Origin of the sequence: Pseudomonas sp. A2 (assembly GCF_023100865.1) — a bacterium.
Classification (GTDB): domain Bacteria; phylum Pseudomonadota; class Gammaproteobacteria; order Pseudomonadales; family Pseudomonadaceae; genus Aquipseudomonas; species Aquipseudomonas asiatica.
This window is the reverse complement of record NZ_CP039127.1, coordinates 273,814-287,830: the sequence shown is the minus strand read 5'-3', so window position 1 is coordinate 287,830 and position 14,017 is coordinate 273,814. Positions and strand designations below refer to the sequence as shown.

General features: G+C 64.6%; 10 protein-coding genes and 1 pseudogene. 8 read left to right on the top strand and 3 right to left on the bottom strand.

What is annotated here, in order from left to right; translation table 11 throughout:
• Nucleotides 1-289 precede the first annotated feature (289 nt).
• The 6 genes and pseudogenes from E5221_RS01310 to E5221_RS01285 all read left to right on the top strand — a co-directional run bounded on the left by E5221_RS01310 (nucleotide 290) and on the right by E5221_RS01285 (nucleotide 6,776).
• On the top strand, nucleotides 290-1,531 hold the full coding sequence (locus E5221_RS01310; protein WP_182329353.1) for an SfnB family sulfur acquisition oxidoreductase: 1,242 nt from the start codon (nucleotides 290-292) through the stop codon (nucleotides 1,529-1,531).
• 134 nt (nucleotides 1,532-1,665) lie between these two features.
• Nucleotides 1,666-2,847 carry an SfnB family sulfur acquisition oxidoreductase gene (locus tag E5221_RS01305; protein WP_247846784.1) on the top strand — a complete coding sequence of 394 codons (1,182 nt, stop codon included), beginning with the start codon at nucleotides 1,666-1,668 and terminating at the stop codon, nucleotides 2,845-2,847.
• On the top strand, nucleotides 2,847-4,238 hold the full coding sequence (locus tag E5221_RS01300) for an LLM class flavin-dependent oxidoreductase (RefSeq protein WP_247846783.1): 1,392 nt from the start codon (nucleotides 2,847-2,849) through the stop codon (nucleotides 4,236-4,238). The genes E5221_RS01305 and E5221_RS01300 overlap by 1 nt, the downstream gene beginning before the upstream one ends.
• A pseudogene (locus E5221_RS01295) lies at nucleotides 4,231-5,031 on the top strand (MetQ/NlpA family ABC transporter substrate-binding protein). The gene E5221_RS01300 and the pseudogene E5221_RS01295 overlap by 8 nt, the downstream one beginning before the upstream one ends.
• 1 nt (nucleotide 5,032) lies before the next feature.
• Entirely contained in the window at nucleotides 5,033-6,142 is a 1,110-nt protein-coding gene (locus E5221_RS01290; RefSeq protein WP_247846782.1) for a methionine ABC transporter ATP-binding protein, read from the top strand.
• Nucleotides 6,132-6,776, top strand: a complete 645-nt coding sequence (locus E5221_RS01285; RefSeq protein ID WP_008096606.1) for a methionine ABC transporter permease — start codon at nucleotides 6,132-6,134, stop codon at nucleotides 6,774-6,776. Before E5221_RS01290 ends, E5221_RS01285 begins: the two co-directional genes overlap by 11 nt.
• Before the next feature lie 30 nt (nucleotides 6,777-6,806).
• Here the strand turns inward: E5221_RS01285 and dibA are convergent, their stop codons facing one another.
• Complete coding sequence (dibA, locus tag E5221_RS01280) at nucleotides 6,807-8,702, bottom strand: phosphodiesterase DibA (protein WP_247846781.1); 1,896 nt, start codon at nucleotides 8,700-8,702, stop codon at nucleotides 6,807-6,809.
• Nucleotides 8,703-8,848: 146 nt separating this feature from the next.
• Here dibA and desA point away from each other — a divergent pair, with 146 nt between their 5' ends.
• Together desA and E5221_RS01270 are read left to right on the top strand one after the other, a co-directional pair.
• Entirely contained in the window at nucleotides 8,849-10,033 is a 1,185-nt protein-coding gene (gene desA, locus E5221_RS01275) for a delta-9 fatty acid desaturase DesA (RefSeq protein WP_039614263.1), read from the top strand.
• Between the two features lie 100 nt (nucleotides 10,034-10,133).
• Entirely contained in the window at nucleotides 10,134-11,162 is a 1,029-nt protein-coding gene (locus E5221_RS01270) for a sensor domain-containing diguanylate cyclase (protein ID WP_015268579.1), read from the top strand.
• Nucleotides 11,163-11,277: 115 nt separating this feature from the next.
• Here E5221_RS01270 and E5221_RS01265 read toward each other — a convergent pair whose 3' ends face one another.
• Both E5221_RS01265 and gabT read right to left on the bottom strand, forming a co-directional pair.
• Nucleotides 11,278-12,540, bottom strand: a complete 1,263-nt coding sequence (locus tag E5221_RS01265) for a response regulator (RefSeq protein WP_023662095.1) — start codon at nucleotides 12,538-12,540, stop codon at nucleotides 11,278-11,280.
• Between the two features lie 136 nt (nucleotides 12,541-12,676).
• Nucleotides 12,677-13,954 (bottom strand): 4-aminobutyrate--2-oxoglutarate transaminase, encoded by a 1,278-nt coding sequence (gabT, locus tag E5221_RS01260; RefSeq protein ID WP_247846780.1) that lies wholly within the window; start codon nucleotides 13,952-13,954, stop codon nucleotides 12,677-12,679.
• Nucleotides 13,955-14,017 lie beyond the last annotated feature (63 nt).

Below are 14,017 nucleotides of genomic sequence, written 5' to 3'. Positions count from 1 at the left end.
AGGTGTGGCACCGATTTCAAGATCTGTGCTGTACCTGTGGGAGCGGGCGTGCCCGCGAAGAGGCCGGCACATCCGCAGCAAAATCCCCCTTCTATACATATTCCAAAGAGTTAGTTCATAAACTTTTTATAAAGCATTAGGGTATATAAACCGGACCACCGGACCAGCACACATCTGTCGCGATCAGCTGTTAGCGACATAATTCATTTGCGAGGTCAGGAATGGTCAGGATCACGATCACCCCAGTGCGGAACGCCAGGGCATTGAGTGCAGCCAAGGAGCGGTACTGATGTCCAGCCAACCCGATACCCAATTCCACAGCGATCTCGACAGCTCGCCCCTGCTGCTGCCGGCCAAGGTTCTACGCAACGACGCCGAAGCCTTGCAAGCAGCCCGCGAACTGGCCGAGGTCGCCCGCGAGCAGGCCGCCCGCCGCGACCAGCAACGCAAACTGCCATGGGCCGAGATCGAACTGTTCACCCGCAGCGGCCTTGGCAGCATCAGCGTACCCAAGGCACATGGCGGCCCGGAGGTGTCGTTCGAGACCGTGGCTGAAGTGTTCCGCCTCATCAGCGCCGCCGACCCGGCCCTGGGGCAAATCCCGCAGAACCAGTTCGGCATGCTGCAACTGCTGCGCCTGACTGCCACCGAGGCGCAGCAGGCGGTGATCTTCCGCAGCGTGCTCGATGGCTGGCGCATCGGCAATGCCGGCCCCGAACGCGGCACCAAGGACACCCTGACCCTCAAGGCCAGGCTCACCCGCGTCGGCGACAGCTATCGCATCAGCGGCGAGAAGTTCTATTCCACCGGCGCCCTGTTCGCCCACTGGGTGGCGGTCAAGGCACTGGACGACGAAGGTCGCCAGCGCCTGGCATTCGTCCGCCGAGGCAGCCCGGGGCTGCGCATCGTCGATGACTGGTCCGGTTTCGGGCAGCGCACCACTGCAAGCGGCACCGTGCTGCTCGACCAGGTCCCGGTGGATGCCGACCTGGTGATCGACAACTGGCGCCAGCGCGACATTCCCAACATCCAGGGCGCTGCCTCGCAGCTGATCCAGGCGGCGATCGATGCTGGCATTGCCGAAGCAGCGATCGAGGACGCCATCAGCTTCGTGCGCGAAAAGGCCCGGCCATGGATCGAAGCCAAGGTCGACCGCGCCAGCGACGACCCTTACGTAATCGCCGACATCGGCCGCCTGAAGCTCGAGCTGCACGCCGCCGAAGCCCTGCTGCGCAAGGCCGCGCGGGTCCTCGACGAGGTCAACGCCGAGCCGATCGATGCAGAAAGCGCAGCGCGGGCCTCGATCGCTGTGGCCGAGGCCAAGGTACTGACCACCGAGATTGCCCTGCAGGCCAGCGAAAAGCTGTTCGAGCTGGCCGGTAGCCGCGCCACCCTCGCCGAGTTCAACCTCGACCGCCACTGGCGCAATGCCCGGGTGCACACCCTGCATGACCCGGTGCGCTGGAAGTACCACGCGGTTGGCGCTTACCACCTCAACGGCACCTTGCCTGCACGGCATTCCTGGATCTGATTTAAGGGCCTTGGGGCTGCTTTGCAGCCCATCGCGACACAAGGCCGCTCCTACAAGGGATCGCGTACCTCCTGTAGGAGCGGCCTTGTGTCGCGATGGGCCGCAGAGCGGCCCCGAGGCCCCGGAGAAACACCATGACTACAAACATCATCACCAGCGACACCCAGGCCCTGAACGTCGCCGAAGAAGTCGCCCGACACCTGCGCCGCGACAGCGCCCTGCGCGACCGCGAGCGCCGTCTGCCGCACGCCGAACTGGAACTGTTTACTCGCTCCGGCCTGTGGGCCATCAGCGTACCCAAGGCCTTCGGCGGCGCCGGCGTGTCCAACGTCACCCTGGCCAAGGTCATCGCCCGCATCGCCCAGGCTGACGGCTCGCTCGGGCAAATCCCGCAAAACCATTTCTACGGCCTGGAAGTGCTGCGGGTAAACGGCACACCCGAACAGCAACAGCGCCTGTACGCCGAAGTACTGGCCGGCAGCCGCTTCGGCAATGCCCTGGCCGAACTGGGCACCAAGACCGCCAACGACCGCACCACTCGCCTGACCCGCGACGGCGATGGTTTTCGCATCAACGGCCGCAAGTTCTACTCCACCGGCGCCATCTACGCCCAGCGCATTCCCACCTCGGTGGTCGATGAACAGGGCGTGCAGCACCTGGCCTTCGTCCCGGCCGACAGCCAGGGCCTGCAGGTGATCGACGACTGGAGCGGCTTCGGCCAGCGCACCACCGGCAGTGGCTCGGTGGTGTTCGACAACGTGTACGTCAGCGCCGCTCACGTGGTGCCGTTCCAGAGCGCTTTCGAACGCCCCACCCCGGTCGGCCCGCTGGCGCAGATCCTTCATGCCGCCATCGACACCGGCATCGCCCGCGCCGCATACGAAGATGCCCTGCACTTCGTGCGCACCCGCAGCCGCCCCTGGGTCGACTCCGGCCTGGACAAGGCCAGCGATGACCCGCTGACGCTGAAGAGTTTCGGCCATCTGGCGATCCGTCTGCACGCCGCCGAAGCCTTGCTGGAGCGCGCGGGCGAATATCTGGACCGCGCCCGCGACGACAGCACTGCCGAAAACGTGGCCGCCGCGTCCATCGCGGTGGCCGAGGCCCGCGCCATCAGCACCGAGATTTCCCTCGCGGCCGGCACCACCCTGTTCGAACTGGGCGGCAGCCAGGCCACCCTGGCCGAACACAACCTTGACCGCCACTGGCGCAACGCCCGCGTGCACACCCTGCACGACCCGGTGCGCTGGAAGTACCACGCCATCGGCAACTACTACCTCAATGATGCCAACCCACCACGCCGGGGGACCATCTGATGGCCAAGCAGATCCTGCTCAATGCTTTCAACATGAACTGCATCGGGCACATCAACCACGGCCTGTGGACCCACCCACGAGACACCTCGACCCAGTACAAGACCCTGGACTACTGGACCAGTCTGGCGCGGCTGCTGGAGCGCGGCTTGTTCGACGGGCTTTTCATCGCCGACATCGTCGGCACCTACGACATCTACGGCCAGTCGCTGGACGTCACCCTCAAGGAGTCGATCCAGCTGCCGGTCAACGACCCGCTGCTGCTGGTCTCGGCCATGGCCGCCGTCACCCGCCACCTGGGCTTCGGCCTTACCGCCAACCTCACCTACGAAGCGCCGTACCTGTTCGCCCGGCGCCTTTCCACCCTGGACCACCTGAGCCATGGCCGGGTGGGCTGGAACATCGTCACCGGCTACCTCGACAGCGCCGCCCGGGCCATGGGCCTGGCGCAGCAACCCGAGCATGACCGCCGCTACGACCAGGCCGACGAGTACCTGCAGGTGCTGTACAAGCTGCTGGAAGGCAGCTGGGCTGACGATGCCGTGGTCGCCGACCGCCAGCAGCGCGTCTATGCCAGGCCCGACAGGGTGCGCAAGGTCAACCACCAGGGCGAGTTCTACAAGGTCGACGGCTACCACTTGTCCGAGCCCTCGCCGCAACGTACTCCGGTACTGTTCCAGGCCGGCAGCTCGCAGCGTGGCCTGGCCTTCGCCGGCAACCACGCCGAATGCGTGTTCATCAGTGGCCAGGACAAGGCCGCCACCCGCGCCCAGGTCGACAAGGTGCGCGCCGCCGCCCAGGCCGCTGGCCGCGACCCGCAAGCGGTCAAGGTGTTCATGGGCATCACGGTGATCGTCGCCGCCACCGAGCAGCAGGCCCAGGCCAAGCATGCCGAGTACCTGCGCCATGCCAGCGCCGAGGCCGGGGTCGCGCACTTCGCAGCGTCCACCGGCATCGACTTCGCCGCCTACGCCCTGGACGAGCCGATTACCTTCAGCCAGGGCAACGCCATCCAGTCGGCCACGCGCCAGTTGCAGGACAACGCCTGGACCCGCCGGCGCCTGCTGCAGCAGCACGCCCTGGGTGGCCGTTACGTGACCCTGGTCGGCGCGCCCGAGCAGGTGGCCGAACAGCTGATCGCCTGGGTCGATGAAACCGGCCTGGACGGTTTCAACCTGACCCGCACCGTAACCCCGGAAAGCTTCGAGGACTTCATCGACCTGGTCATCCCGCAGTTGCAACAGCGTGGCCGCTACAAGACCGCCTACGCCGAAGGCACCCTGCGCGAGAAACTGTTCCAGGCCGACCACCCGCATTTGCCCGCCGACCACCCTGGCTCGGCTTACCGCTTTACCTCTACCCCTGCCCCGACTGGAGCCCTGCACCATGCTTGATAAACTGTTCCGGCCCGTCGCGGCCATTGCCCTCACCCTCGGCCTGTCCGCCAGCGCGCTGGCTGCCGAACCGCTGAAGATCGGTACAACTTCGGCCTTTGCCATCCCGCTGGAAGCCGCATTGGAAGAAGCGCACAAGCAAGGTCTGGAAGTGAAGCTGATCGAGTTCAGCGACTGGATCGCACCCAACGTCAGCCTCAACAGCGGCGACATCGACGCGAACTACTTCCAGCACATCCCGTTCCTGGAAAACGCCAAGACGGCTGCAGGCTTCAACCTGGTGCCCTACGCCCCGGGCATCATCAACAACGTCGGCCTGTACTCGAAAAAGTACAAGAGCTTCGCCGACCTGCCCGAAGGCGCCAGCGTGGCCATCGCCAACGACCCGATCAACAGCGGCCGTGGCCTGCAGCTGCTGGCCAAGGCCGGGCTGATCACCCTCAAGCCGGGGGTCGGCTACAAGGCCACCGAGGACGACATCGTCGCCAACCCGAAAAAGCTGAAGATCCTTCAGGTCGAGGCCGTACAGCTGGTTCGCGCCTATGACGACGCCGACCTGGTGCAGGGCTACCCGGCCTACATCCGCCTGGCCAACAGCTTCGACGCCGGCTCCGCACTACTGTTCGACGGCCTGGAGAACAAGTAATACGTGATCCAGTTCGTCATTCGACCGCAAAGCAAGGACGACCCACGCCTGGCCAAGTTCGTCGACATCTACCAGCACTCGCCAGTGGTGCGCGCAGCCTTGGACAAAGCCCACGGCAAGCTCTACCAGGCCGGTTGGGAGGGCTGACATGAGCCAGGCCAGCGCGCTGCGGGCGCCCACCGCACAACCACTGCCGCCAACGGCCAGGGAGCAGGCCTTGCGCCCGGAGGTCAATGAAGCCCATGTGCGCTTCATCGGCCTGGGCAAGACCTACCCGGGCCAGGCGCAACCGGCCTTGCAAGGCATCGACCTGAACATCCGCCATGGCGAGATCTTCGGCATCATCGGCCGCAGCGGCGCCGGTAAGTCATCGCTGCTGCGTACCATCAACCGCCTGGAGCAACCCAGCCAGGGGCGGGTGCTGATCGACCAGGTGGACATCGCGCCCTTCGACGAGGAGCACCTGGTAGCCCTGCGCCGGCGTATCGGCATGATTTTCCAGCACTTCAACCTGATGTCGGCCAAGACCGTGTGGCAGAACGTCGAGCTGCCCCTCAAGGTGGCCGGCGTGGCCAAGGCCGAACGCCAGCGCAAGGTACGCGAACTGCTGGAGCTGGTGGGCCTGCGGGAAAAGCACCACGTGTACCCGGCGCAGCTGTCCGGCGGGCAGAAGCAGCGCGTGGGCATTGCCAGGGCGTTGGTGCATGACCCCGAGATCCTGCTGTGCGACGAGGCCACCTCTGCGCTGGACCCGGAGACCACTGCTTCCATTCTCGAACTGCTGCGCGACATCAACCAGCGCCTGGGCCTGACCATCGTGCTGATCACCCACGAGATGGCGGTAATCCGCGATATCTGCCACCGGGTGGTGGTGCTTGAACGTGGAGAAGTGGTCGAGCAGGGTGAGGTCTGGCGGGTGTTTGGCTCACCACTCCACGAAGTCACCCGTACCCTGCTGGCACCGTTGCAAGCCAGGTTGCCAGCCGCGCTGCAAGCCAGCCTGCGGGCCAACCCGGCAAGCCGCGACAGTGCCGTAGTGCTGAGGCTGACCCTGCTCGGCGAGCCCGAACTGTCTGCCCTGTTCAACGACCTTGGCGGCCGCGTACGCCTGCTGCAGGGTGGTGTGGAAACCATTGGCGAGCATGCCCTGGGGCAGCTGATCCTGTCGGTGCAGCACTCACCGCACGACACCCATCAATTGCTGGAGCGCGCCCGTCGCTGGGCTGAGGACGTGGAGGTACTGGGCCATGTGGTTTGATCGCCTGCTGGAAGGTTTGCTCGATACCCTGCTGATGGTCGGTGTGTCGTCGCTGATCGCCCTGCTGGTGGGGGTACCGATGGCGGTGCTGCTGGTCACCAGCGACAAGGGCGGGATCTTCGAGGCGCCGCTGCTGAACCGGGTGCTGGGTGCATTCGTCAACCTGTTCCGCTCGATCCCGTTCCTGATCCTGATGGTCGCGCTGATCCCCTTCACCCGCTTGGTAGTGGGTACCACGTATGGCGTGTGGGCGGCAGTGGTGCCACTGACCATTGCCGCCACTCCGTTCTTCGCGCGGATTGCCGAGGTCAGCCTGCGCGAAGTCGACCACGGCCTGGTGGAGGCTGCACAGGCCATGGGCTGCCGGCGCTGGCACATCGTCTGGCACGTGCTGCTGCCCGAGGCGCTGCCGGGAATTGTCGGGGGCTTCACCATTACCCTGGTGACCCTGATCAACTCCTCGGCCATGGCCGGAGCGATCGGTGCCGGGGGCTTGGGGGATATCGCCTACCGCTATGGCTACCAGCGCTTCGACAGCCAGATCATGCTGACCGTGATTGCCATGCTGGTGGCGTTGGTGGCGTTGATCCAGTTGGGTGGCGACCGGTTGGCGAAAGGCTTGAACAAACGATAGTTCGGGGGCCGCAAAGCGGCCCCGGCGATCTCAACCCCAGCACAAATCCCCGGCAGGCACCGGCCGCCCGAACCAGTACCCCTGCCCAAGCTGACACAGCTCATGCAGCAGGAAGCTGGCCTGCTCGGCCTGCTCGATGCCCTCTGCATGCACTTGCATGCCCATGCTGCGGGCCAGGGCGATGATCACCCGAACGATCGCGATGTCGTCCTCATCCAGCGGCAACCCGGCAACGAAGCCTTGGTCGATCTTCAGCTTCTGCACCGGCAAGCGCTTGAGCCGCAGCAGCGATGAATAACCGGTGCCAAAGTCGTCGATAGCCAAGGTCACCCCCAGCTCGCGCAGGCGATGCAACTGCTCCAGCGCCACCTCCGGGTCCTCCATCACCGCGCTCTCGGTCACCTCCAGCTCCAGCAAGGCCGGGGCCAGGCCGGTTTCGTCCAGCACCTCGGCCACCTGCTGGTACAACTCGTGCTGGCCAAACAGGCGGCTGGAGATGTTCACCGCCACGAATGCCAACTGCCGCCCTTCACCCTGCCATCGCACCATCTGCCGACACGCCTGGCGTAATACCCAGGCGTCGATCTCGGCAATCAGCCCGGTACGCTCGGCAATCGGGATGAACTCGCCCGGTGGCACCAGGCCGCGCTGAGGGTGCTGCCAACGCACCAAGGCTTCGACGCCGACCTGGCGGCCGGTCGCCAGGTCGTGCACCGGCTGGTAGAACACCCGCAGCTCGTCCTGCTCCAAGGCTCGGCGCAGCTCGCCGGCGGTTTCGACCCGGTGTTGGGCGTGAGCGGTCAGTTCTTCGGTGTACAGCGCATAGCAGGCCCGCCCATTGCTCTTGGCCTTGTACAACGCCGAGTCGGCATTGCGAAGCAACTGCTCGGCACTCAAGGCATCGCTGGGAAACAGGCTGATGCCCACGCTGACGCTGATGAACAGGCGGTGACCGTCGAACTGGAACGGCTCGCGCATGCGCTCGATGATGCCCTGCGCCAGCTTGCCCGCCTGGCCAACCTCATGGCAGTTTTCCGCCAGCACGCCAAATTCGTCGCCCCCCAGGCGCGCCAAGGTCACGCCGCTGCGCAGCACCTCTGCCAGGCGCTCGCCCACCAGCTTCAGCAACTGGTCGCCAATGGTGTGGCCGAGGCCGTCGTTGATGCTCTGGAAATGGTCCAGGTCCAGCAACAGCAGGGCACAACCACGCTTGTTGGCCTGGGCTGCGGCCAGCGCCTGCTCGACCCGGTCGTTGAACAGCAGGCGGTTGGGCAGGCCCGTCAGCGGGTCATGGTGGGCCAGGTAGGCCAGCTCCTGTTCAGAATGCTTGATCGCGCTGATGTCGCTGAACACCGCCACGTAATGGCTGAGCTCGCCTTGATCGTCGCGGATGGCGCAAATGGTCTGCCATTGCGGGTAGATTTCACCGCTCTTGCGCCGGTTCCATATTTCGCCGCTCCACTCGCCCTTTTCCGCCAGAGTGGCGAAAATCTGCTGGTAGAACGCCAGGCCATGGCGGCCCGACTTGAACTTGTTCGGGCGCTGGCCGATGACCTCGTCCTGCTGGTAGCCGGTGATACGCATGAAGGCACGGTTGACGTGCACGATCAGGCCATGGCGGTCGGTCACCAGCACGCCTTCGAGGGTGCTGTCGAACACTGCCGCAGCCATGCGCAGGCGTTCACGGTCTTCACCACGCATACGCGCGCCAACACCGATGAAGTCAAGCAGCCGCACCCGCGACACATAGATCAGAAAGGCGCTGAGCAGCACCCAGACCACCACGTTGATCTGCCGGCCCACGGTGAGTGCCAGGGGGTCGTCGGTCATGCCGTGCAACACCACCTCGGCCAGCGTCAGCCAGAGGATCGAGAGCACCACATACAGCGCAGCCATGCGCAAGGCGTCGCGAACGGAAACAGACATGTCGGGTGCAATTGCCCATGAAAAATGATGGGGCATTATAAAGGCTGAAACATGTCGTGACTTCCTATCTGAACGGGTGACTGCATTTATTTCCTGCACAAGGGATAATCAGCCCCTCCTCCTGCATTCCGAGGGTATTTACACCTATGTGGTACAACGGCCTGCTCGACTTGTCGGCCTGGCAACTGGTCGGCATTACCCTGCTGATGACCCACGTGACCATCGTCAGCGTCACGGTCTACCTGCACCGTTACTCCGCGCACCGGGCCTTGGAGCTCAATGGCGCGCTCAAGCACTTCTTCCGTTTCTGGCTGTGGCTGACCACGGCGCAGAACACCCGCGAATGGACCGCCGTCCACCGCAAGCACCACGCCAAATGCGAAACCCCCGACGACCCGCACAGCCCGCTGTACAAGGGCCTGGGCACGGTGCTGCGCAAGGGTGCCGAGCTTTACCGGGAAGAGGCGCGCAACCCTGAAACCCTGCGCATCTATGGCAAGAACTGCCCGGACGACTGGATCGAGCGCAACCTCTACTCGCGCTACAAGCTGGGCGGCATCGCGCTGATGGCGGTAATCGACCTGCTGCTGTTCGGCACCATCGGCATCACCATCTGGGCAGTGCAGATGATGTGGATTCCGTTCTGGGCCGCCGGTGTGGTCAACGGCCTGGGCCACGCTCTCGGCTACCGCAACTTCGAGTGCCGCGACGCCGCGACCAACCTGGTGCCGTGGGGCATCGTCATCGGTGGCGAAGAGCTGCACAACAACCACCACACCTACCCCAACTCGGCCAAGCTGTCGGTCAAGCGCTGGGAGTTCGACATGGGTTGGGCGTGGATCCGCCTGTTCTGCCTGCTGCGCCTGGCCAAGGTACAGCGCGTGGCGCCCATCGCCCACCGGGTGGCAGGCAAGGCCAGCCTGGACATGGACACCGCCATGGCCATCCTCAACAACCGCTTCCAGATCATGGCCCAGTACCGCAAGCTGGTGATCGGCCCGTTGGTCAAGCAGGAGCTGGCCCGCGTCGATGCTTCGCTGCGTCACCACTTCCGCCGCGCCAAGCGCCTGTTGTCGCGCGAGACCAGCCTGCTGGAAGACCGTCACCATGTGCGCATCGAGTCGATGCTCGCCCACAGCCAGGCGCTGAAGACCATCTACGAAAAACGCCTGGCCCTGCAGCAGATCTGGGCGCGCACCAGCGCCAACGGCCACGACATGCTGGCCGCCATGAAGGACTGGGTACACGAGGCGGAAACCAGCGGCATCCACGCCCTGCGGGACTTCGCGGCACAGCTGAAGACGTACTCCCTGCGCCCGACCGGCGCCTGACCGCCGTTGATCGGCACGCCCCTTTGGCTGGGCGTGCCGCCCGGAACTTCGCCCTCTCGTTTACACTCATATCTGGCACATCGCCCGCGTGGCGGGCCAGATGCTGGCCGCACGCTTTCACGCCGAGATCTGCTCCGTGCACATGGCCAAGAACATTCCGACGACACTGCCCGGCACCCCGCCTCCGGAAGCCGCCCAGACCTTGCTTGCGCTGCTCCACGCCCAAGGCGAGGTTGCCCGCCTGAGCGAGCGCGAACAGCTGTTCAGCTCGCTGCTCGATAGCGTCAATGCGGTGCTATGGGCCTTCGACTGGGAAACCCGTCAGGTGCTGTACGTCAGCCCCGCCTACGAACGCATCTTCGGCCGCTCGGCCAGCCTGGTGCTGGCCGACTACAACGAGTGGCGAGACAGCATCTACCCCGACGACCTGGAGTTCGCCGAACGCAGCCTGGCCCAGGTACTGCTCAAGGGCTCGGTGGAAGACCGCGAGTACCGCATCCTCAATGCCGACGGCCAGTTGCGCTGGCTGAGCGACAAGTGCTACATCAACCAGCAACGCGATGGTGACCGGGTGATCATCGTCGGCATCGCAGAAGACATCACCGAGAAGAAGCAGCTCGAAGGTGAACTGCAGCGCCTCGCCACCACCGACGTGCTGACCCAGAGCAGCAACCGCCGGCACTTTTTCGAATGCGCCCAGCAAGCCTTCGACAGCGCCCGCGAAGACGGTACACCACTGGCCTTCCTGCTGCTGGACATCGACGACTTCAAGCGCATCAACGACAGCTACGGTCACCAGGAAGGCGACCAGGTGCTGCAGCAGATCGCCGACAGCGGCAAGGCCGTACTACGCCGAGGTGACCTGTTCGGGCGCATTGGTGGCGAGGAATTTGCGGCAGTGTTCCCCGGCTGTAGTGCCCAGGTCGCGGAGCAGATTGCCGAGCGCTTGCAGCGGCAGATCCAGCGGCTGAGCTTCAGCCATGGGGAGCAGACCTACGGGGTGACGGTGAGCCAGGGGGTGACCGGGCTGACTGACGAGGATGTGGCGCTGGACAGCCTGTATGCCCGGGCCGATGCGGCGATGTACCAGGCCAAGCGCCAGGGCAAGAACCAGATCGTCCGCGGCTGAGCCTTGGGGGGGGCTTTGCCCCCCTATCGCGACACAAGGCCGCTCCTACCGGCAACCGCGTACCCGTGTAGGAGCGGCCTTGTGTCGCGATGGGCCGCAAAGCGGCCCCAAGACCTCAGCCCGAAACTTCACCCTCAGCTAAAGGCGGTTCTTCCTGCTGCGGCTTCACCTCCGGGTTCTCCACCTTACGCAACCGCCTCAGCTCCGGCAGGCCAAGCTTGAGCAGGCGCGCGGTCTTGCTGCTGGCCACCTTCTCCAGCCCCTGCTCGGCCGACAGCCGCGACAACTGCCCGGCCAGGTTCATGGCCAGGATCTCCCGCGAGTACACCCCGCCGCCCAGCTGGTAGATCGCCGCGATCAACTCGCGCAACCCCAGCGGCAACCGCCAGCGCGTACGCAGCGCCGAGCCGAACGCCGCACCGAACTCATTGAGCGACAGCTGCACCTGGTCCTCATCCAGCTCGCCCCCGGCCAGCCGCCATTCCTGCAGGCAGCGCAGCACCGCCAGGTCGCCCAGGCAATGCAGCAACCCCGCGCAATAACAACGCCCTTCGTCCAGCTCGAGCATGCGTGCCAAGGTGCGGCCATATTCGGCAGCGTGCAGCGACAACTCCCAGTAGCGGGCAGCATGCTCCGCCAGCAGCGGGTCGCTGAGGCGAGCGCTGCGCTTGAGGGTCATGCCAAGGATCAGGTTCATGCTCTGGGTGCTGCCAAGCTTGTTCAAGGCCTGCAGCAGCGTCTGCACTGGTGCTTCGCGGTGCAGCGCTGCGCTGTTGGCCGCCGCAATCAGCACAGCGGTGATCTGCGGGTCGCCCTGCACTTCCTCTTCGAGCACTCTCAGGTTCAGGCCCTGGGGGTTGAGCGCGCGCTTGATCGCCACCTGCACATCGGCCAGCAGCGGCCCGCCATCGGCGGTAGCGCGACGCTGCTCGAGGTAGGCCGGCAGGCTGGCACCTGGCTGCAAGGCCGGCACCGGGCAGGCGATTTCTTCGCCAACCGCCAGCAGCAGCTCTTCCAGGCGCTTGCGAAGAGTTTCCAGGTTCAGCGGCTTGCTCAGGTAGGCAGTGGGGTGCAGGGGCAACGCCTCATGCACACTGGCACTGTCAATGCGGTTGCTCATGAGGATGAACGGCAACCTCGAGCCTTTCGCGCGTACCTTGCGCAACAGGTCGAGCCCATCGACACCTGCCAGTTCGCGCGCGGCAATGATCAGGTCGGGCTTGCTCGACAGCGCGCTCAAGGCCTGCGAGCCGTCGGCGCAGAGCTGCAGGCGGGCATCACAGCGCACGCTCAGCAGCATTTCGCTGAGCATGTCACGTACCCAGGGGTCGCCCTCGACAATAAGTACGCTTGGTGGGGTGGGGTCTGCAGCGTTCATCGCCAACTCCTGAATAGCCCTGCCACACAGTCCATCGCAGCTTCCTGAGCAAATCCTTCGACAACGATAGCGCCCCAAGGCTTTCCTGGGCACAAAAAAAACCCGCCGAAGCGGGTTTTTTCTGAAGCACGTCACATCAGGCGATTTCAGCGAAGCACTCTTCGATGATAGCCAGGCCTTTGTCCAGCAGAGCATCTTCTGCGGTCAGCGGAACCAGGATACGCAGAACGTTGCCGTAGGTACCGCAGGACAGCAGGATCAGGCCCTTCTCGCGAGCCTTGGCGATAACCTGGCCAACGGCAGCTGCGTTCGGGGTGTGAGTGCCTTTCTCGAAGACTTCGACAGCGATCATCGAGCCCAGACCACGGACGTCGCCGATGATCGGGTACTTCTTCTGAATTTCGCGCAGGCCGGTGGTCAGGCGCTCACCCACAGCTTTGCTGCGGTCCAGCAGTTTCTCTTCTTCGAACACTTCGATCACGGCCAGGGCCGCGGCGCAAGCGATCGGCGAACCGGCGTAGGTGCCACCCAGGCCGCCAGGAGCAATGGCGTCCATGTATTCGGCCTTGCCGCACACACCGGCCAGCGGGAAGCCGCCAGCGATGGATTTGGCGAAGGTGGTCAGGTCAGGCGCAACGCCCATCTGTTCCATGGCGAAGAAGGTGCCGGTACGGCCAGCGCCGGTCTGTACTTCGTCGGCGATCAGCAGGATGCCGTGCTGGTCGCACAGGGCGCGCAGGCGCTTCATCAGCTCTTTCGGCGCTGGCAGGAAGCCGCCTTCGCCTTGTACCGGCTCGAGGATGATCGCGGCGATGTCGCGCGGCTCGGCGTCGTTCTTGAAGATGCGCTCGACCGAGGCGATGGCGTCGTCAACGCTGATACCGTGCAGTTCGCTAGGGAACAGAGCGCGGAAGATGCCACCTGGCATCAGGCCCATGCCAGCGGAGTACGGCACGACCTTGCCGGTCAGGCCCAGGGTCATCATGGTACGGCCGTGGTAGCCGCCGGTGAAGGCGATTACGCCAGCGCGGCCAGTGGCGGCACGGGCGATCTTGACGGCGTTTTCAACGGCTTCGGAGCCGGTGGTGACCAGCAGGGTCTTTTTGTCGAAGTCGCCTGGGACCAGCTTGTTGATCTTTTCGCACAGCTCTACATAGGGTTCGTAGGCCAGCACCTGGAAGCAGGTGTGGCTGACCTTGGTCAGCTGCTCTTGCACGGCCGCAACCACTTTCGGGTGCAGGTGGCCGGTGTTCAGTACTGCGATGCCGCCGGCGAAGTCGATCAGTTCGCGGCCTTCAACGTCGATCACGGTCGAGTTCTTCGCGGTATCGACGAAGATCGGGTGGATCTGGCCAACGCCACGTGGGACGGCGGCGACACGACGTTGCATCAAAGATTCGTTGGTCTTGCTCATAATGCCCTCATTGCGCCGGTTTGGAGTGGCGCTTTTATTCGGGGGTGGCTGGGAGTGCTCGCG

What these genes read in the sequence shown, in the direction of transcription:
- E5221_RS01290 (WP_247846782.1), top strand. Translation starts at nt 5,033, where the DNA reads ATGAGCCAGGCCAGCGCGCTGCGGGCGCCCACCGCACAACCACTGCCG.
- E5221_RS01305 (WP_247846784.1), top strand. Translation starts at nt 1,666, where the DNA reads ATGACTACAAACATCATCACCAGCGACACCCAGGCCCTGAACGTCGCC.
- dibA (WP_247846781.1), bottom strand. Translation starts at nt 8,702, where the DNA reads ATGTCTGTTTCCGTTCGCGACGCCTTGCGCATGGCTGCGCTGTATGTG.
- E5221_RS01285 (WP_008096606.1), top strand. Translation starts at nt 6,132, where the DNA reads ATGTGGTTTGATCGCCTGCTGGAAGGTTTGCTCGATACCCTGCTGATG.
- gabT (WP_247846780.1), bottom strand. Translation starts at nt 13,954, where the DNA reads ATGAGCAAGACCAACGAATCTTTGATGCAACGTCGTGTCGCCGCCGTC.
- E5221_RS01310 (WP_182329353.1), top strand. Translation starts at nt 290, where the DNA reads ATGTCCAGCCAACCCGATACCCAATTCCACAGCGATCTCGACAGCTCG.
- desA (WP_039614263.1), top strand. Translation starts at nt 8,849, where the DNA reads ATGTGGTACAACGGCCTGCTCGACTTGTCGGCCTGGCAACTGGTCGGC.
- E5221_RS01270 (WP_015268579.1), top strand. Translation starts at nt 10,134, where the DNA reads ATGCTGGCCGCACGCTTTCACGCCGAGATCTGCTCCGTGCACATGGCC.
- E5221_RS01300 (WP_247846783.1), top strand. Translation starts at nt 2,847, where the DNA reads ATGGCCAAGCAGATCCTGCTCAATGCTTTCAACATGAACTGCATCGGG.
- E5221_RS01265 (WP_023662095.1), bottom strand. Translation starts at nt 12,540, where the DNA reads ATGAACGCTGCAGACCCCACCCCACCAAGCGTACTTATTGTCGAGGGC.